The 16778-nt window shown below is 69.4% G+C and carries 19 protein-coding genes; 10 read left to right on the top strand and 9 right to left on the bottom strand.

All coding sequences use genetic code 11. From position 1 onward, the window contains the following. Positions 1 to 130 precede the first annotated feature (130 nt). Entirely contained in the window at positions 131 to 1570 is a 1440-nt protein-coding gene (locus tag CK206_RS03085; protein ID WP_096905513.1) for an NAD(P)/FAD-dependent oxidoreductase, read from the top strand. 99 nt (positions 1571 to 1669) lie between these two features. Here CK206_RS03085 and CK206_RS03090 read toward each other — a convergent pair whose 3' ends face one another. Further along, on the bottom strand, positions 1670 to 2086 hold the full coding sequence (locus CK206_RS03090) for a PaaI family thioesterase (RefSeq protein WP_096905514.1): 417 nt from the start codon (positions 2084 to 2086) through the stop codon (positions 1670 to 1672). 107 nt (positions 2087 to 2193) lie between these two features. After that, positions 2194 to 2958 (bottom strand): hypothetical protein, encoded by a 765-nt coding sequence (locus CK206_RS03095; RefSeq protein WP_096905515.1) that lies wholly within the window; start codon positions 2956 to 2958, stop codon positions 2194 to 2196. 297 nt (positions 2959 to 3255) lie between these two features. Between CK206_RS03095 and gndA the strand changes: the two genes are divergently transcribed. The 3 genes from gndA to CK206_RS03110 are packed head-to-tail and all read left to right on the top strand — an operon-like array spanning position 3256 to position 7000. Continuing rightward, positions 3256 to 4728, top strand: coding sequence for an NADP-dependent phosphogluconate dehydrogenase (gene gndA / locus CK206_RS03100; protein WP_067717399.1), 1473 nt, complete (start codon positions 3256 to 3258; stop codon positions 4726 to 4728). A gap of 41 nt (positions 4729 to 4769) precedes the next feature. Then, positions 4770 to 6056 (top strand): DEAD/DEAH box helicase, encoded by a 1287-nt coding sequence (locus CK206_RS03105; RefSeq protein ID WP_240341283.1) that lies wholly within the window; start codon positions 4770 to 4772, stop codon positions 6054 to 6056. Further along, positions 6053 to 7000, top strand: coding sequence for a hypothetical protein (locus tag CK206_RS03110; protein ID WP_254050463.1), 948 nt, complete (start codon positions 6053 to 6055; stop codon positions 6998 to 7000). The genes CK206_RS03105 and CK206_RS03110 overlap by 4 nt, the downstream gene beginning before the upstream one ends. A 20-nt stretch (positions 7001 to 7020) precedes the next feature. On the opposite strand, the gene CK206_RS03115 is transcribed toward CK206_RS03110, so the two are convergent. Next, the gene (locus tag CK206_RS03115; RefSeq protein ID WP_096905517.1) at positions 7021 to 7956 is read right to left on the bottom strand and encodes a hydrogen peroxide-inducible genes activator; all 936 of its coding nucleotides are present in this window, start codon (positions 7954 to 7956) and stop codon (positions 7021 to 7023) included. Between the two features lie 152 nt (positions 7957 to 8108). Between CK206_RS03115 and CK206_RS03120 the strand changes: the two genes are divergently transcribed. From CK206_RS03120 to CK206_RS03130, 3 genes are all read left to right on the top strand, one after another. Further along, a complete protein-coding gene (locus CK206_RS03120; protein ID WP_067717408.1) occupies positions 8109 to 8705 on the top strand; it encodes a peroxiredoxin in 597 nt (198 codons plus the stop codon). Continuing rightward, on the top strand, positions 8702 to 9226 hold the full coding sequence (locus CK206_RS03125; protein ID WP_067717410.1) for a carboxymuconolactone decarboxylase family protein: 525 nt from the start codon (positions 8702 to 8704) through the stop codon (positions 9224 to 9226). Before CK206_RS03120 ends, CK206_RS03125 begins: the two co-directional genes overlap by 4 nt. Positions 9227 to 9404: 178 nt before the next feature. Beyond that, on the top strand, positions 9405 to 10379 hold the full coding sequence (locus CK206_RS03130) for a hypothetical protein (protein WP_096905518.1): 975 nt from the start codon (positions 9405 to 9407) through the stop codon (positions 10377 to 10379). A 94-nt stretch (positions 10380 to 10473) separates the two neighbouring features. Here the strand turns inward: CK206_RS03130 and CK206_RS03135 are convergent, their stop codons facing one another. The 4 genes from CK206_RS03135 to dut form a co-directional block, all read right to left on the bottom strand. Then, positions 10474 to 11109, bottom strand: a complete 636-nt coding sequence (locus CK206_RS03135; RefSeq protein ID WP_240341332.1) for a DUF3159 domain-containing protein — start codon at positions 11107 to 11109, stop codon at positions 10474 to 10476. A 79-nt stretch (positions 11110 to 11188) separates the two neighbouring features. Next, positions 11189 to 11458: a hypothetical protein gene (locus tag CK206_RS03140; protein ID WP_227022268.1), complete on the bottom strand. Its 270-nt coding sequence runs from the start codon at positions 11456 to 11458 to the stop codon at positions 11189 to 11191. A gap of 169 nt (positions 11459 to 11627) precedes the next feature. Further along, positions 11628 to 12527, bottom strand: a complete 900-nt coding sequence (locus CK206_RS03145; protein WP_096905520.1) for a DUF3710 domain-containing protein — start codon at positions 12525 to 12527, stop codon at positions 11628 to 11630. Positions 12528 to 12607: 80 nt separating this feature from the next. Continuing rightward, on the bottom strand, positions 12608 to 13087 hold the full coding sequence (dut, locus tag CK206_RS03150) for a dUTP diphosphatase (protein WP_067715856.1): 480 nt from the start codon (positions 13085 to 13087) through the stop codon (positions 12608 to 12610). Positions 13088 to 13140: 53 nt separating this feature from the next. Here dut and CK206_RS03155 point away from each other — a divergent pair, with 53 nt between their 5' ends. Beyond that, positions 13141 to 13647, top strand: a complete 507-nt coding sequence (locus CK206_RS03155) for a DUF3093 domain-containing protein (RefSeq protein ID WP_067715853.1) — start codon at positions 13141 to 13143, stop codon at positions 13645 to 13647. Positions 13648 to 13681: 34 nt separating this feature from the next. On the opposite strand, the gene CK206_RS03160 is transcribed toward CK206_RS03155, so the two are convergent. Then, positions 13682 to 13984, bottom strand: coding sequence for a DUF4193 domain-containing protein (locus CK206_RS03160; RefSeq protein WP_067715850.1), 303 nt, complete (start codon positions 13982 to 13984; stop codon positions 13682 to 13684). A 203-nt stretch (positions 13985 to 14187) separates the two neighbouring features. On the opposite strand from CK206_RS03160, the gene cei reads away from it, so the two are divergent. Beyond that, complete coding sequence (gene cei, locus CK206_RS03165) at positions 14188 to 14826, top strand: envelope integrity protein Cei (RefSeq protein ID WP_067715848.1); 639 nt, start codon at positions 14188 to 14190, stop codon at positions 14824 to 14826. Here the strand turns inward: cei and CK206_RS03170 are convergent. Beyond that, positions 14816 to 15691, bottom strand: coding sequence for an inositol monophosphatase family protein (locus tag CK206_RS03170; RefSeq protein ID WP_096907246.1), 876 nt, complete (start codon positions 15689 to 15691; stop codon positions 14816 to 14818). The two genes, cei and CK206_RS03170, sit on opposite strands and share 11 nt — an antisense overlap. Positions 15692 to 15917: 226 nt before the next feature. Between CK206_RS03170 and ppgK the strand changes: the two genes are divergently transcribed. After that, the gene (ppgK, locus tag CK206_RS03175) at positions 15918 to 16772 is read left to right on the top strand and encodes a polyphosphate--glucose phosphotransferase (RefSeq protein WP_096905521.1); all 855 of its coding nucleotides are present in this window, start codon (positions 15918 to 15920) and stop codon (positions 16770 to 16772) included. Positions 16773 to 16778: the final 6 nt, after the last annotated feature.

Genomic DNA, 16778 nt, shown 5'->3' on the forward strand with positions numbered 1-16778 from the left:
GTGCGGCTACCTGTGCACGGGGTCAGGCGGAGCACTATCCTGGGGACCCGTGCCCGGCGTCATCCCGCGCGGGCCCCAGACCGACGAGGCCACCGAGCCCCTCAACCCACCAGCCTCATCAGGAGACGCCATGACCGAGCCCGCAACCGACCAGGTCACAGCCACCGCACCGGCCGGCCGCCGGCACCGCGTCGTCATCGTCGGCTCCGGCTTCGGCGGTCTGTTCGCCGCGCAGCAGCTCGCCAAAGCGGACGTCGACGTGACCCTGGTGGCCAGGACCGGCCACCACCTGTTCCAGCCCCTGCTGTACCAGGTGGCCACCGGCATCCTCTCCGTGGGCGAGATCGCCCCGCCGACGCGACTCATCCTGAGGGATCAGAAGAACGCCACCGTGGTCCTGGGTGATGTCGACACGATCGACGTGGCCGGGAAGAGGATCCACGCCTCGGCAGGACACATCGACTTCGATCTCGAGTACGACAGCCTGGTCGTCGCCGCGGGGGCCAACCAGTCCTACTTCGGGAACGACCACTTCGAGCGGTGGGCGCCGGGGATGAAGACCGTCGACGATGCGCTCGAGTTGCGCAGCCGCATCCTCGGCTGCTTCGAGCAGGCCGAGGTCATCGACGACGAGGAGGAGCGCCGCCGGCTGCTGACCTTCATCATCGTCGGGGCCGGCCCGACCGGGGTCGAGATGGCGGGTCAGGTCGCCGAGCTCGCCCAGCACACCCTGAAGGACAGCTTCCGCCGCATTGATCCGGCCTCCGCACGCGTGATCCTCCTCGACGCCGCCCCGGCCGTGTTGCCCCCGTTCGGAAACAACCTCGGCAACGCGGCCCGCGCTCGGCTGGAGAAGATGGGCGTCGAGATCCAGCTCAACGCCATGGTCACCAACGTCGACTACCAGGGCATCGAGGTCAAGGACCCGGACGATTCGGTCCGCCGGATCGACGCCTCGTGCAAGATCTGGTCCGCGGGCGTCAAGGCCAGCCCGCTCGGCAAGCAACTCGCCGACCAGACGGATGCGGAGATCGACCGTGCCGGGCGCGTGCTGGTCAACAAGGACCTCTCACTGCCCGGTCACCCGGAGATCTTCGTCGTGGGCGACATGATGAGCCTCGACGGATTGCCCGGTGTCGCGCAGGTCGCCATCCAGGGCGGCAAATATGCGGCCAAGCAGATCATGGCCGAGGTGGAGAAGGGCCGGACCCCAGCCGAGCGGAAGCCGTTCAAGTACTTCGACAAGGGGTCCATGGCCACGGTGTCGCGCTACAGCGCAGTCGTGAAGATGGGACCGATCGAGATCTCGGGCTTCATCGCCTGGGTCATGTGGCTGGTGGTCCACCTCGCCTACCTGATCGGCTTCAAGAACCGGATCACCACCATGTTCTCGTGGGGCATGCACATGGGCGGCGACCACCGGTCGCAGCTGACCTCCACCAAGCAGTGGGTCTACGCGCGCCAGGCCATCGAGCGGGTGGCTGCGGACGAGGCGGCCGCATTCCAGTCGGCCGAGCGGTCCCGCGTCGAGGCGCAGCAGTCGGCGTCCGCCTCGGCCACGACCGACTGACCGGGGCGAGACGGCGACGCGCCCGGCGGGATCCACCCGCCGGGCGCGTCTTTCTCTCTGCCAGGGAGTTCTCCCGGTCTCAGACGCTTCCCTGCCCGCTTACTGGAGATTCGCGAGCCGTACCTGCCCGACCGCTGCGGTGCGCCCCCGGTCGTCCTCGATCTCGACCCGCCAGAGTTGCTGTGAGCGGCCGCGGTGGACGGGCGTGCCCGTCGCCGTGAGGGTGCCCTCCGTGACGGCGCGCAGGAAGTCGGTGGAGTTGTTGACACCGACCACCTTGCCCTCGCCACCGAGCCACACCGCGCCGGCGATACTCGCGACCTCCTCCGCGATCGCGCAGTACACACCGCCATGGACGATCCCGTAGGGCTGGTGGAGATGCGGCCCCACCGTCACCGTGACGACCACCTTGTCGGGCGTCACCTCGGTGTATTCCATCCCGATCCCGCCGCCGAACCCGGTCCCGGAATGGGAACGGATCATGTCGATGAATTCGCTACGAGCCGCCTCGGACATCCGACCTCTTTCCCCGGCCCGGCGTGCCCGGGCGTCCGGGACGGAACGTTACCCGCGGGGACGGGCGCCCGTCGCGACTCCCTCGACGCGCAGCGCGCCTACGACGCTCAGCGGACCGATCGCCAACCGCGGTCCCGCACGGGGATCGGCCCGGCACCGGGGGTGCGTGGGAGCCGGCTCCGTCGCCGGACCGCCAGGCCCGAGTCGTGGAGAGCCTGCAGGACCATCTGCCCGCGACGGTAGCCGGTCTCCTGACTGGTCTCCGCGAACGTGGGGACGATCGTCGCGGCGCCGAGGACGCACTCGCCCGCCATCGACCACAGCGTCTCCACACTGCAGTTGCTCACCGCCGACAGCCCCTCGAACACCGTCGTCAGTGTCGCGCGCGACCGGCAGGCGAGCCACTGCGCCAATGCCTGCTCGCAGGGCAGGATCACGGTGCCGGGCGAACCCGCGACGGGGTCGTCGGGCAGCACCCTCAGGGTGGTGTCGCGGACGCCCGCCCAGTCCAGGCCGCCCTCGATGTCGGTTCGCACGGCCATGTTCTCGGCGCCGGTGTCCCACACCCTGCCGATGGTGACGAAACTGGCCACGGCCCTGCCGAGGACGCCGTGGGTGAATGCCTCCGCCACGAGATAGGTCGAGAAACGGATATCGCCGGACTCCGCGAAGTGGTTGCGGAACATGAGTTCCACCCGCCCGCTGTCGACCGCCTGCTCAAGCGGCACCCACCGACGTCGCGACTGCGTGCACAGATCAGCGATCGAGTAGAACTTGGGATAGCCCGCGCGAAAGCCGCCGAGCGCCTCGACCGTGTCGTCGAACACGGTGCGTGTCCCCATCAACTGCGTGGGCAGCGTTGAGCCGGTCATGTCTGGTCTTCCCCCTAGTCGGTTCCTCTACACGGCCGGTCCGTCCCTACGAAGTACGTCCCGGCACCGCGATCCGACCCCCCGATCCGCAGTGGCCCAGGTCATCCGGCCGGTATTAAGTGTTACAACAGACACCCGTCCGTAACCAAGGGATTTCGCCCGGTTCGGCCAAACGGTGCACTCAGTGCACGTCTGATCTGTCAGCAAGAACACAGGTGGTGTTCAGCCACGCGGTGAGTGTCGGTACCCATCACCGCAGGTCCGACCGGCCGGAGGGCGTCGACTACTCTGAACACCATGAGTACTGAACGCGAAGGCGCGACGCCCACCTCCGACACTGCCGGAACCGCCGATATCGGTGTGACCGGTCTCGCCGTCATGGGCTCGAACATCGCCCGCAACTTCGCCCGGCACGGGTACACGGTCGCCGTCCACAACCGCTCCGCGGGGAAGACCGACGCACTGCTCGGCGCGCACGGCGATGACGGGGACTTCGTCCGCACCGAGACGATCGAGGAGTTCGCGGCAGCGCTGCGTTCCCCCCGTCGGGCACTGGTCATGGTCCAGGCCGGCGCACCGACCGATGCAGTGATCGACGCGCTCGCCGATGCCTTCGACGAGGGCGACATCATCATCGATGGTGGCAACTCCCTGTACACGGACACCATCCGGCGCGAGAAGGCCATGGCCGCGCGCGGAATCCGGTTCATCGGTGCCGGGATCTCCGGCGGCGAGGAAGGGGCCCTGGAGGGACCGTCCATCATGCCGGGCGGCCCGGCCTCCAGCTATGAGGTCGTCGGGCCGATGCTCGAGGACATCTCGGCGAAGGTCGACGGGATCGCCTGCTGTACCCATGTCGGCGAGGACGGCTCGGGTCACTTCGTCAAGATGGTCCACAACGGCATCGAATACTCGGACATGCAGCTCATCGGCGAGGCCTACCATCTCCTCCGGGGCGTGGCCGGGATCGAGCCGGCCGCCATGGCCGATACATTCCGCGAATGGAACACAGGCGAACTCGACTCCTACCTCATCGAGATCACCGCCGAGGTCCTCGCCCAGGTGGACGCCGAGACCGGCGCCGCCCTGGTGGACGTGATCGTGGATCGGGCCGGGCAGAAGGGCACCGGTCGCTGGACCGTCAAGTCCGCTCTCGACCTGGGCGTCCCCGTCACCGGTATCGCCGAGGCGGTGTTCGCGCGAGCCCTCTCGAGCTCGGTTCCGCAGCGCGAAGCCGGTCGGGCCCTGCCCGCGGGCTCCGTATCCACTCCCGCCGGGATCGGCCCCGATTTCGTGGAGGACGTGCGCAAGGCGCTCTACGCGTCCAAGGTCATCGCCTACGCCCAGGGGTTCGATCAGATCACCGCTGCCAACGCCGAGCACGGCTGGGAAGTGGCGCGCGGTGACCTCGCCACCATCTGGCGCGGGGGTTGCATCATCCGCGCCACGTTCCTCGACCGCATCCGCGAGGCGTACGCCGAGAACGGCGATCTCCCCTCACTCCTCGCCGCGCCGTACTTCGCCGAGGCCCTGTCCGACTGCGTGGACAGTTGGCGCCGGGTCGTGACGACCGCGGTGACCGCAGGGATCCCCGCACCCGGGTTCTCCGCCGCCCTGGCCTACTACGACGGCCTCCGGACCGAACGCCTGCCGGCCGCGCTCATCCAGGGCCAGCGTGACTTCTTCGGCGCGCACACCTACCAGCGCACCGATCGAGAGGGGAGCTACCACACCCTCTGGAGCGGCGACCGTTCAGAGGTGCGGGCCTGACCGGCCCGCGGCCCGGGGAACTGGGCCGCCTGCTCGAGGAGTTGGGAGTCGCGGTCCCGATCCGGCACGCCGTGTCGGGTCTGGTTCCGGGGACGCCCACCCCGATCCAGGCCGCCGCCCTCGCGGATGCCGTCGGGGGCGCGAACCTCCTGGCCGTCGCCCCCACCGGATCGGGCAAGACGTTGGTGTTCGCCATCGCGGTGGCCCACCGCCTCGCCGGGTCGCCGAGCCTGACCGGCCGGCCCCGCGCCCTGGTCGTCGCCCCCACTCGCGAACTGGCCGAGCAGAACGCCGAGGTCCTCGCCGCGGTGGGCGCGGGCGCCGGGCTGAAGATCGCCTCGTTCGTCGGGGGACAACCCCTCAAACGGGACCGGCGCGCGCTCATAGCTCCGGTCGACGTGGCCGTCGGGACCCCCGGGCGTCTCGCCGACCTGGTGCGCGCCTCGGCCCTGTCCCTGGACGGTGTGGACCTGGTGGTGCTCGACGAAGCCGATCAACTGCTGGGTCCGTCCTTCGCCGAGCAGACAGAGGCCCTTCTCGCCGACTGCGTCGGCGCGGGCCTCGTGGCGACCACCGCCACGGCCGACGACGACATCGAGTCGATTCTGGAACGCACACGCCCGGGACTCCGGGTGCACCGCGTGGAGCACTCACCGCTCCCGTCGTCGGCCCCCACCCGCGGCGACTCCGAGGCGGCCGGGGCACCTCGTCGACTGGTGGTGCTCTCGACCCCGGACCCGGACCGTCTGGTGGTCCGCCTGGCGGCACGGTGCACCCGCGGCCTGTTCTTCGTCCCCAGACGGGACGCCGTGGAGCCCCTGCGTTCGGCAATCGCCGACACCGGTGTCACCGCTGCCGGGGTCGCGGGGTCCGCCTCCCCCACCCGCCGGGCGGCCGCGTTCGCCGATCTGGCATCGGGCGCGGTGAGGGTCCTGGTGAGCACCGACCTGGCGGGGCGGGGCCTCGACATCGACAGCATCGGACACGTGGTGCACGTGGGCCCACCGCACTCGATGGACGACCTCGTCCACCGCTCCGGGAGAACCGGTCGAGGCGACGCCCGGGCCGGCGTCGTCGCCGCGGTTCTCCGTCCCTTCGAGGTCGCCAAGGTCGCCGACCAGGCACGTTCGGCCGGCATGACGGTCGAGATCGTCGACACCTCCCGGTCCGACGCGGAGCGGGTCATCGACGCGCTGTTCGGCCCGGAGATCGTCCTGCCACGTACCCGCAGGGCACCCGCACCGTCGGAGCGGTCCCGCCGCCCCTCGCAACCCCGACGTCCGACGCAGTCCCGGGTTCACCGCCCCAAACGGAAGAAACGCTCGTGACCTCGGCGCGGCGACGGAACCGTCATCGAGTCGGTGCCCCGGTCGTCGTTCCCGAAGAGCTGTGGCGCGTTCGCGAACAGCGACACCACGACAGGGTCGACCGTCTCACCACCGACCACCTGGAGCGACGTCGCAGGGGCGAGCAACACCCGGTCGTCGACTTCCTCTTCACGTACTACCGGACCAGCGTCGCCACCGTCCGACGGTGGCACCCGGGCCCGGGTGTCCTACTGGAGAACGCCCATCTGACCGAACGTCAGGACTGGCGCCACTACCGCCGGGAGGGTGTGGCCGGCCGGGAGGGGCTCGTGGTCGACGCGCCCTCGGTGTGGGAACGCGCCGGCGGCAGGATCGCACGGGCACGTGACGTGATCGCGTCCACCGCGTCCCGCCGGGGCGCCACCGGATGCTTCGGTCTGCACGAATGGGCGATGCTGTACAAGACCGGGCAGGGGGACGTCCGGCACGGCCGGGTGCCCCTGCGGCTCCCACACGAGCGGATCGACGAGGTCGTCCGAGGTTCCCGCCTGCGGTGCACGCACTTCGACGCTTTCCGCTTCTTCACCGATGCCGCCGTCCCCCGCAACCAGGATCCGCTGACCCGGGACGACCAACTCCGACTGGAGCAGCCTGCCTGTCTCCACGCCGGAATGGACATCTACGCCCACACCGCGACGATGGAGGCAGGAGCACCGGGGGAACTCCTCCTGGACTCCCTCGCGGCGGCATTCGACGCGCGGGAGGTGGACATGCGGTCCTCTCCCTATGATCTGTCCTCCTGGGGGCTCCAACCGATCCGGGTGGAGACCAGCGAGGGTCGGGCCGAGTTCGTCGCGTTCCAGAAGAAGTGGACGGAGCGCACGCAGGGCCTCAGGTCGAGATTCCTCGCCGCCGTCGACACGGTGGAGGAACTGGCGTCCCCCGTGGGCGATCTAGTGACCTGAGGACGTGAGCTGAGGACTCGTCACACCGGGGTCGCGTCGAACTGGTCTACGGCCACCTCGGCGACGACTCTGCCGAACTCGCCATAGGCTTCCGCTCCCGCGGTGGCGCTGCGCAGTACCAATCCGATCGTGCGGCCCGGGACGGGATCAGCGAACCTCGCGACCGCGATCCCCGGATCCCGGGTCTCGGGACCGACCGCGGACTCGGGGACGAGCGTCACTCCCAGACCACCCGCCACACACCGAACCGCGGTGGTCAGCGATGCGGCTCGGGACTCCCCCCTGCCCAACACGGGGGCGGACACCCGGCGGCACAGTTCCACCGTCTGTTCGCGCAGACAGTGCCCCTCGTCGAGCATCAGCAGCGGTTGGTCGACGAGAATCTCCAATGGCAACCCCTCTCTGCCTGCGAGTTCGTGATCCGCGGGCACGAGGAGCGCGAAGGGCTCGCTGTACAGTGGCGTGGCGGCCACCCCCACAGCGTCCGTGGGGACGGCCATGATCGCCAGGTCGATCACGCCGCTCCGGAGTCCGTCCAGGAGCCTGGCCGTCTGATCCTCGACGACCCTCGGTCGCAGGTCCGGGAACCGCTCCCCCAGTGCGGGCAGCAGCCCGGGCAAGAGGTAGGGAGCCACCGTCGGGATGACCCCGATGCGCAGCGAGCCGAACAACGGGCCGTCGCTTCCCGCCGCCGCGTCCGCCACCGCGTCCATCGCGGTGACCGCGGCCCGGGCGTACGGCAGGAGCCGGTGCCCCGCGGGGGTGACGAGGACGGAGCGGGTGCTGCGCTCGACCAGGTGGAGACCGAGCCCGTCCTCCAGCGTCGCCAGGGCCTGGGACAGCGAGGGCTGGCTCATGCCGAGGTCCTCCGCGGCGCTACGAAAGTGCAGTCGCTCCGCCACCGCGAGGAACACCCGGAGCTGCATGAGACTCGGAACGAACCGATGATCGGCCATGTCGATGAGTCTATGCCCGGTGATAACCAGAAGTCGATGATTATTTGCACAATCCTATGAGTGATCTACCTCTCATTGGCTTTACCTCTCATAGGAAGTGGGGCATAGTCGGGGTCGTCCGTCCGACACAGGCACATCCTCAGGAGGATCACATGGCTATTCTCACCATCGGCGACCAGTTCCCCGACTTCGAACTCACCGCGCTCAAGGGCGGTGACCTGCAGGCGGTCAACGCCCAGCAGCCGGAGGACTACTTCGAGACCGTCACCAACCAGTCCTACGAGGGCAAGTGGCGCGTGATCTTCTTCTACCCGAAGGACTTCACCTTCGTCTGCCCCACGGAGATCGCCGCGTTCGGCAAGCTCGACGAGGACTTCCAGGACCGCGACACGCAGATCCTCGGCGGCTCCATCGACAACGAGTTCGCGCACTTCAACTGGCGTGCGACCAACGATGAGCTCAAGACCGTGCCGTTCCCGCTGCTGTCGGACATCAAGCACGAGCTCATCCGCGCTCTCGGCGTGGAGAACGCCGACGGTGTCGCCGATCGTGCCACCTTCATCGTCGACCCGGACAACGTCATCCAGTTCGTCTCGGTCACCCCGGACGCTGTCGGCCGCAACGTGGACGAGGTTCTCCGCGTCCTCGACGCCCTCCAGTCGTCCGAGGTCTGCGCCTGCAACTGGCAGAAGAACGACCCGACGAAGAACATCAACAAGATGGACATGCTGCAGGAGGGCATCAAGTGAGCATTGAGAATCTGAAGTCCGGACTCCCCGAGTTCGCCAAGGATCTCAAGCTGAACCTGGGTTCGCTCGCGCGATCCACCGAGCTGAACCAGCAGCAGCTCTGGGGGACGTTCCTCGCCACCGCCGCTGCGACCAAGTCGGCGACCGTCCTGTCAGAGATCGCGGACGAGGCCCGCCAGCACCTGTCGGACGAGGCGTTCAACGCCGCCCTCGGCGCCGCCTCGATCATGGGGATGAACAACGTGGCCTACCGCGCCAAGGAGTTCCTGGGCGATGACTACACCCAGGTCCGCATGGGCCTGCGGATGAACATCATCGCCAACCCGGGCGTGGAGAAGGCCGACTTCGAGCTGTGGTCGATGGCCGTCTCCACGATCAACGGCTGCGAGAACTGTACTGCCGCTCACGATGCCGTCATCCGCAAGGAGGGCATCACCAAGGAGCAGGCCTGGGAGGCGGTGAAGATCGCCGGCACCGTCGCCGGCGTCGCACAGGCCGTCGAGATCGACGCAAACATCTGATCCTCACCCTCCCCCGGTGAACACGGGCCCCGCTGACCGCGCGTCAGCGGGGCCCTGTCGTCTCTTCCGGTTGCGGGCGCGCGGCGAGTTGCCCCTCCCGCAAAGCACTCCCCGGCACTAGGTTCGTATGTAGAGCCGGGGAAATCCTTCGCGGCGCACATAGCGATCTGGAGACGTCATGACTACCGGAGGTACCCCGTCAGGGGACGGCTTCCCGAACGATCCGTCCAACTCCGGCCCGGGCGAGCCGAACTGGGGCCGGGGTTACGGGGAACAGGGCCACGGGAACCAGAATTACGGCCCGACGCAGGGTCAGGAACCCTACACGGGGCAGGGTTACGGTCAGGAGCCCTACCCCGGTCAGGGTCAAGGTCACGAGCCCTACCCCGGCCAGGGATACGGACAGCAGGGTTACGGGCAGCAGGGCTACGGCCAGCAGAATTATGGCCACCAGTCCTTCGGCGATCCCGCCTACGGCGGTGCGTACGGGCAGAGCGGTCCGGGCGGCGGCCCGGTCATGACGGGCAAGGTGTCCGCGACCGACGCGGTCAGTGCCGGCTGGCAGCTGTTCAAGAACAACCCGCTGCCCTGGGTTCTCATCACCCTGGCGAGCGTGGTGGTCGGCAGTATCGCGGGGCAGCTCGCGAACTCCGAGTCTCTCGCGGTGGTGTTCCTGGCCCAGATCATCTCCTTCGTCGTCGGACTGCTGTTCCAGGCGTTCATCCTGCGCGGCGCCCTGCTCGAGGTGGACGGACACAGGCCCGCTATCGGCGACTTCTTCAAACTGCACAACTTCGGCTGGTTCGTCGTCGCGGCGATCCTCGTCGGGATCGCGACGTTCGTCGGGCTCATCGGCTTCATCATCGGCGCGTTCGTCGTGGCGTTCTTCCTGTACTGGACGCAGTACTTCGTCGTCGACCGCAACATGACCGCCACCGACGCGATCGTCTCGAGCTTCAACGCGATCAAGTCGGACGCCGGCAACCTCTTCGCACTCGCCCTCCTCAACGTCCTCATCCTCGTGGTGGGCGCGCTGGCACTGCTCGTCGGCCTGTTCGTGGCGATTCCGGTCACCACACTCGCCTCGGTCTACGCCTACCGGGCGATTACCGGGCCGAGCGACTTCTCCCGCGCGGCGACCGCGGCGGTCTGACCTCCCGTCGACGTCGTCCATCGCTCGCGAAGCAACGGGACAGCCCCGGCGACCATCCGGTCGCCGGGGCTGTCCCGTCCCGCGGAGCGGAGTGTCAGGCGCCGCCGGTCTCGTCCTCGGGTGACGCCGGGGCCCCGGTGTCCGAGTCAGCCTCGTGCAGCATCTCCTTCTCGTGCGTCGAGGCCCGTCGGACCGCCCAGACGGTTCCCAGGAAGGCCACGAGTGCCAACGGCCATCCCATGCCGATGCGCGCGGCACCGAGCCAGGTGACCTCGTCATTGAGGTACAGCGCGTATTGCAGGACGGCTCGGATGGCGAACAGTCCGGCCCAGAACGACGTCGCGACCGTATACCACCGCCGGGCCGCCGGAATCCGGCGCCAGGCCATCCCCCTGCCGTCGAGGAATCCCCAGATCACTCCGACCAGAGGCCAGCGGACGAGCGCGGAGATCGCGAACGCCGCGCCGTACACGGCCTGGGTGATGATCCCGTAGAGGAAGTAACCCTTGGCGTCCCCGGTCCGCCAGGCGATGAAGACGCAGATGGCGACACCGATGAAACCCGAGATCGCGGGCTGCGGGTTCTCTCGACGCCCCAGTGACCACGCCAGCATCGCCACGGCGACGCCCAGCGCACCCCAGATCGCGACGGTCAGCCCCCAGATCCCGTTGAGGGGGACGAACGTGAGAATCGGGATCGACGAGTACACCAGCCCGCGGATCCCGCCCATCTGATCGATCAGGGACGCGTCGGGGTCCCCGAAGGACGATCTCCGGCGCGTCGCACCGGTCGCCTGCGGGGTCGCCCGTTCAGACTCGGTCACGCGACTCCTCCACGGCGGTGCGGGGCTGCTCGTCCAGTAGCTCATATCGCGGGTTGAACATGATCTTGTGTCCGTGCCGGACGCCGACCCGTCCGGTGACACGGAGGCACCGGCCGGTGTCGATGCCCGGAACGGTGCGTCGCCCGAGCCAACACACCTCGACCGCGCCCGTACCGTCGAAGACCTCGGCGGTGAGACCGAGGAAGTCCTCTCCCCCACATGTCAGGACGGTGCGGACACGCCCCGTCAGGGTCACGTGATCCCCACGCGACACAGTCGCGACATGCGAGCATCCGGTACGGTGCACCCGGCCGGCGAGGTCAGCCGCGTCGAGCATTTCCACCGGATCGGTGAGCCGGGCGGTCAATGCCCGGAGCGTTCGGGGGAACGGCACGGTCACCCCCCCGCTCGCTGGTCGGGAAACCTCACAGGTCGTCGTCTCGGTCACGGAGCCTGTCCATCGCGCTACCGTCTCTCCGCGGCGCCCTGGGGGCACTGTCCGGCGCGGGCGACGCCGCGGGAGCGGCAGGCTGCGCCTGGGGGTTCCGGGATGCCCGAGCCTCCTGCGATGCCGGCGACTGGGCCGGAGCCTGGCCGGCAGGGCCTGGCTGGCGCGTCTGGCCGGCATTGCCGGGCTGGCCGGTCCGGCCTGCCGCCATCTGCTGCTGGTACGCCTGGGCCTGCTGCTGTGCGGCCAGCTGGGACTGCGCCTGCGTCAGTGCTTGTTGGATCTCGTCCGGAATGGTGAGCGGTAGCTGCTCACGAACCGGCATGGGGCCGTCCCCGCGATGGATGAGCAGGTGCTGGAAGACCTCGCGGCCCTCCTCCGCAGCCTGGTCCGCCAGCTCGGGGGTGGCCATGATCCGCACCTCGGCGGTCCAACGGTGGCCGTCAACCCCGATCGCGCGGAAAACGGCTCCCGGCATCACCGCCACCAGTTCACGCCCCCACGGCCCGTCCTCGACGGAGACGTCCGCGCCCTGTTGCTCGAGCTGCTCGCGCATTCCCGTCACCATCGTCCGCCACTGACCCGCGGACTTGGGCGCGGCGAACGCGCGTGGGATGACCCTCGAGACCTGGGTGACCACATGGAACTCGGGCTGACCGTTGGGGTCCAGTGCGACGTTCAGGTCACGTCCCTTGGGAACTCCGATGACCAGCGAACCGAGATCGATGTGGCCGTAGCCGAGCGAGGTGTAGTACCCGGGCACGTCACCGACGGACGAGCGGTCATGAGGCCCCGTCGTGGAAGGGGGCTGCGACTCCTGCTCGGTGGCCGTGGTGGCGTCGCGGGCCCCGGTCACCGGCTTCTTTCGTCCGAACATGGTGGAAATCCTCTCCCCGTGCGACCCGGCCCCGAACGGGACCGTCTCGGGTCGACGCTACCCAACGAGGTGGACGCCGGTCAGGTCAGGCGGTGGTGCCCGCCCGTCGACCCGTGGCCGCCCTCACCCCGGTCGGTCTCGCCGAGCTCGTCGACCTCCACCACATCCCACAGTTCGACGCGCTGGACCAGGAGCTGGGCGATGCGGTCACCTCGTCCGATACGGACCGGCTCCGTGGGGTCCAGGTTGACGAGGTTGACCTTGATCTCCCCCCGGTAGCCGGCGTCGACCGTCCCCGGGGCGTTGACGATCGACAGACCCGCCCGTGCCGCGAGGCCGGACCGCGGATGGACCAGGCCCACGTAGCCCGCGGGGACCGCCACCGCCACCCCCGTGCCCACCAGGGCCCGGTGCCCCGGCGCCAGCTCACAGTCGTGCGCGGCGTGCAGATCGATCCCCGCATCCGTGGCGTGTGCCCGGACCGGAAGGGGAAGCCCACGGTCCAGACGGCGTACCCGTAGCACCCCGCCGGTGCCGTTCTCGTCGTCCGGATTGCTCATGGCCTCTCGCCCTCCTGCCGGGTCCGACCCGGTTGCTCGATAGTCTTGACGTCGTGACCGACGAAGATCTCCGCCCGCCGCCCGATCGCGCTCCGCGCCCGGTTCACTCGGAAACCCTCCGGGTCCCGGCATGGTGGTGGGTCGTCCTCGCCGTGATCACCGTCGTGGTGGTCGCCCAGGCGCTCGTTATCGGAGCGCGGTGGTGGCTGTGGCTGCTGGCCGTCGTGGTCCCCGTCCTGCTCGCCTGGCTGTTCATCTCCGTCGGCCGGGTGAAGATCGAGGTCGAGTCCGACGGCCAGGGAGGGGGGACCCTCTATGCGGGCAACGCCCGCCTGCCCTTCGACGCCATCGCCCGCAGCGCCGTCGTGCCCGCCACCGCCAAGCAGGCCGCGATGGGGCGGCAGCTCGACCCCGAGGCCTTCGTGGTCCACAGGGGATACATCCCCACGATGGTGATCATCGTCCTCGACGACCCGATGGATCCCACCCCGTACTGGCTCATCAGCACGCGGGACCCCGAAGGCCTCGCAGCGGCGCTTCCGGACAACCACTACAGCTGACCGGCCGAGCCGCGGCGGAGTAGCCGGCGGTCGATCAGCCGGCGCAGTCCACGCAGATCGGCATCCCGTCCCGCTCCTCGGCGAAACGGCTGCGGTGATGCACCAGGAAGCACTCACCACAGGTGAACTCGTTGTCCTGCTCCGGCACGACACGCACCGTGAGCTCCTCGCCGGACAGGTCGGCGCCCGGCAGTTCGTAGGACTCGGCGGTGTCCGTCTCGTCGACGTCGACCTCGCCGGTCGCTCCCTCTGCGCGCCGGGCCTTCAGCTCCTCCAGCGAATCGCCGGTGAGCTCGTCGGCCTCGGTGCGGCGGGGGGCGTCGTAGTCGGTTGCCATGAGTCTCATTTCTGCGGGTCTGTGTGGGGGGCGCGCGGACCGGTCGTGTCGCGACCAGCGCACGCATAGTAACGGAATTAATCGGCATTTTCATCCGCGGCATCCGCCAGTGCGGCGACCGGGCCGACAGACGCCGGGCGTTTACAGTGATGGGTCAGGGCCCGGAGGGGCTCTCACTCCGTCCACCTGCAGGAAAGGACCTCATGGTCGTCCACCTCAGCACCCAGGCGACACCGAGTCCGACCCCCACCCGGGGGATACACCGTCTGCGTTCCGCCTACGTCCTGTTCGTAGTGGTGGCGCTGGTGCTGGGAGCACTCGTCTGGGCCACCGCACTGCGGGGAAATGACGCCGCCACACAGGCCGCGGCGTGTCCGGTACCCCCCGCGGCCGAGGACGCGGGCCTCCGTGACCAGCCCGCGGACGCCCTCGACGGGGTCGAGCCGGCACTACTGGACGAGACCCGCGTCCGCGTGCTGAACGCGAACGGGCAGAGCGGCCAGGCCGGAGCCGTGGCCGCTCAACTCGCCGAACGCGGATTCCAGCCCGCCGGCTCGAACGCCATCGGCAACGACCCGATCTACGGGCAGGCCCTCGAGTGCCACGGACAGATCCGCTACGGCGACGCGGGGCAGGCGGCCGCGCGGTCACTCTCGCTCGCGGCGCCGTGCATGCAACTGGTGAGGGACGGCCGTGAGGACGACACGGTCGACCTCGCACTGGGCACGATCTTCTCGCGGTTGTCCGACTCGACGGAGGCGGTGGGGGCACTCGACGAACTCGAGGTCGGGCGTCAGCCCATCTCCGCCGAACTCGACGCGGCCCGCATGGTCAGCTGTTGACCCCGGCCGACAGGTGGTCGAGCGCACCGAGGAAGTCCTCCGCCACGCCGGGCGATGCAGCGGTCGTCGGCACCGCGGGGTCGTCCGACACGGTTACCATCGCACCGGCTTCGCCCGCGACGAGGGCCCCGGCAGCGTAGTCCCACGGCTTCAACCCGCGCTCGTAGTAGGCATCCAGCCGGCCACCGGCGACCATGCACAGATCCAGTGCCGCCGACCCACACCTCCGGATGTCCCGTACGCGCGGCAGCAGGCCCGCGACCACCCGACCCTGCTCGGCCCGGATCCCGGCGTCGTAGGAGAAGCCGGTACCGACCAGTGACAGGGACAGGTCCACGCACGCCGAGGTCCGCAGCGCCCTCGACGTGCCGTCGGCCTCCCGCAGGGTCGCCCCGCGGCCGAGGCCTGCCGACCACGTCTCACGGGTGACGATGTTGTGCACCGCCCCCGCCACCACGACGCCGTCCACCTCCGCGGCCACCGAGACCGCCGTGAACGGGATGCAATAGAGCAGGTTGACGGTCCCGTCGACCGGGTCGACGATCCAGCGCACGCCTCCCCGGCCACCCGGGGCGTCGGCCGAACCGGACTCCTCGCCGCCCTCCTCGCCCAGCACCCGGTCACCCGGACGGCTGGACTCGATCTCCCCGCGCAGATGCTGCTCCACCGAGGTGTCGATGACGGTCACCGGATCCGTGGCCGAGGTCTTGGAGCGCGAGTCCAGACCAGACGTGTCGAACTCGGCCAGCATTCGCCGCGCCACGTCACCGCCGGAAGAGGCGAACCGCAGCGCGAGGGCCAGCAAGTCGTCGATGAACTCCGGGCCCGGTCGGCCGACCGCCGCGTTTGTCCCCCGCCCCGTCATGTGCGTCTCCTCGTCGTCGTATCCCACATGGTCGTATCCCACATGGTCGTATCCCACATCGTCCTCACCCACTGTCGTCACCCGGTGCCCCTCCGGCGATGATCCCGCCCGGCGGCGCGACCGACGGATACCCTGGCGGGCGCCCCACGCCCATCGTGCCCCGACGACGCGGGCGCCCGACGACCCACGCCGCGCCCGTGTACGTCCCGCCACCCAGGAGCCCGACATGTCCGTCCCCACCCCCGCAGCGACCGACCTCCCACCGGGCACCCCGGGCACTCCCACAGGCCTCGGCGTCGATGTGGGCGGCACCGGGATCAAAGTGGGGCTCGTCGACCTCGCACGCGGCGAACTCATCGGGGACAGAGTCGTGCGGGGCACCCCCCAGCCCGCCACGCCCGACGCGATCGCGCAGACCATCCGCGAGATGACCGAGGAGTTCGAATGGACGGGCCCGGTCGGGGTCGCCCTGCCCAGCGTCATCCACGAGGGGGTGGCGCGGATCGCCCACAACATCGACAAATCGTGGATCGGGTGCGACGTGGCGGAGCTGTTCGACCGGCATCTCCCCGGCCGCACCGTGCTCATGCTCAACGATGCCGACGCCGCCGGCCTCACCGAGGTGCACTACGGCGCCGGCGAGGGAATCGACGGGCTGGTGATCCTCCTGACCTTCGGCACCGGCATCGGCTCCGCCCTCCTGCTCGACGGGAGACTGCTGCCGAACTCCGAGTTCGGTCACGTGATCGTCGAGGACATCGCCGGACGCGGATTCGACGAGGCCGAGCACCTGGCCTCCGCCGCGGTCCGGTCCCGCGACGGCCTGAGTTTCGCCGAATGGGCCCCCCACGTGTCCAACGTCCTGCGCTCGATCGAGGACCTCCTGTGGCCCCGCGCCTTCGTCCTGGGCGGCGGGGTCAGCGAGGTCGCCGACGAGTGGTTCCCTCTCCTCGAGAACCGGACCCCGGTGCGGGCCGCGGTCCGGCGCGGCGACGCCGGGATCATCGGCGCAGCGCTGTACGCGGCCGGCCATTCGGGCGTTCTCGACCTCGGCGGGGCACTACCAGACGACGAGGACTGACGCGGA

This window comes from Dietzia sp. WMMA184 (assembly GCF_002441635.1).
Classification (GTDB): Bacteria; Actinomycetota; Actinomycetes; order Mycobacteriales; family Mycobacteriaceae; genus Dietzia; species Dietzia kunjamensis.

Excerpts from the sequence above, each read along its gene's own strand:
- CK206_RS03085 (WP_096905513.1), top strand. The coding sequence starts at position 131 with ATGACCGAGCCCGCAACCGACCAGGTCACAGCCACCGCACCGGCCGGC.
- CK206_RS03090 (WP_096905514.1), bottom strand. The coding sequence starts at position 2,086 with ATGTCCGAGGCGGCTCGTAGCGAATTCATCGACATGATCCGTTCCCAT.
- CK206_RS03095 (WP_096905515.1), bottom strand. The coding sequence starts at position 2,958 with ATGACCGGCTCAACGCTGCCCACGCAGTTGATGGGGACACGCACCGTG.
- gndA (WP_067717399.1), top strand. The coding sequence starts at position 3,256 with ATGAGTACTGAACGCGAAGGCGCGACGCCCACCTCCGACACTGCCGGA.
- CK206_RS03115 (WP_096905517.1), bottom strand. The coding sequence starts at position 7,956 with ATGGCCGATCATCGGTTCGTTCCGAGTCTCATGCAGCTCCGGGTGTTC.
- CK206_RS03120 (WP_067717408.1), top strand. The coding sequence starts at position 8,109 with ATGGCTATTCTCACCATCGGCGACCAGTTCCCCGACTTCGAACTCACC.
- CK206_RS03130 (WP_096905518.1), top strand. The coding sequence starts at position 9,405 with ATGACTACCGGAGGTACCCCGTCAGGGGACGGCTTCCCGAACGATCCG.
- CK206_RS03135 (WP_240341332.1), bottom strand. The coding sequence starts at position 11,109 with ATGGGCGGGATCCGCGGGCTGGTGTACTCGTCGATCCCGATTCTCACG.
- CK206_RS03145 (WP_096905520.1), bottom strand. The coding sequence starts at position 12,527 with ATGTTCGGACGAAAGAAGCCGGTGACCGGGGCCCGCGACGCCACCACG.
- dut (WP_067715856.1), bottom strand. The coding sequence starts at position 13,087 with ATGAGCAATCCGGACGACGAGAACGGCACCGGCGGGGTGCTACGGGTA.
- CK206_RS03160 (WP_067715850.1), bottom strand. The coding sequence starts at position 13,984 with ATGGCAACCGACTACGACGCCCCCCGCCGCACCGAGGCCGACGAGCTC.
- cei (WP_067715848.1), top strand. The coding sequence starts at position 14,188 with ATGGTCGTCCACCTCAGCACCCAGGCGACACCGAGTCCGACCCCCACC.
- CK206_RS03170 (WP_096907246.1), bottom strand. The coding sequence starts at position 15,691 with ATGACGGGGCGGGGGACAAACGCGGCGGTCGGCCGACCGGGCCCGGAG.
- ppgK (WP_096905521.1), top strand. The coding sequence starts at position 15,918 with ATGTCCGTCCCCACCCCCGCAGCGACCGACCTCCCACCGGGCACCCCG.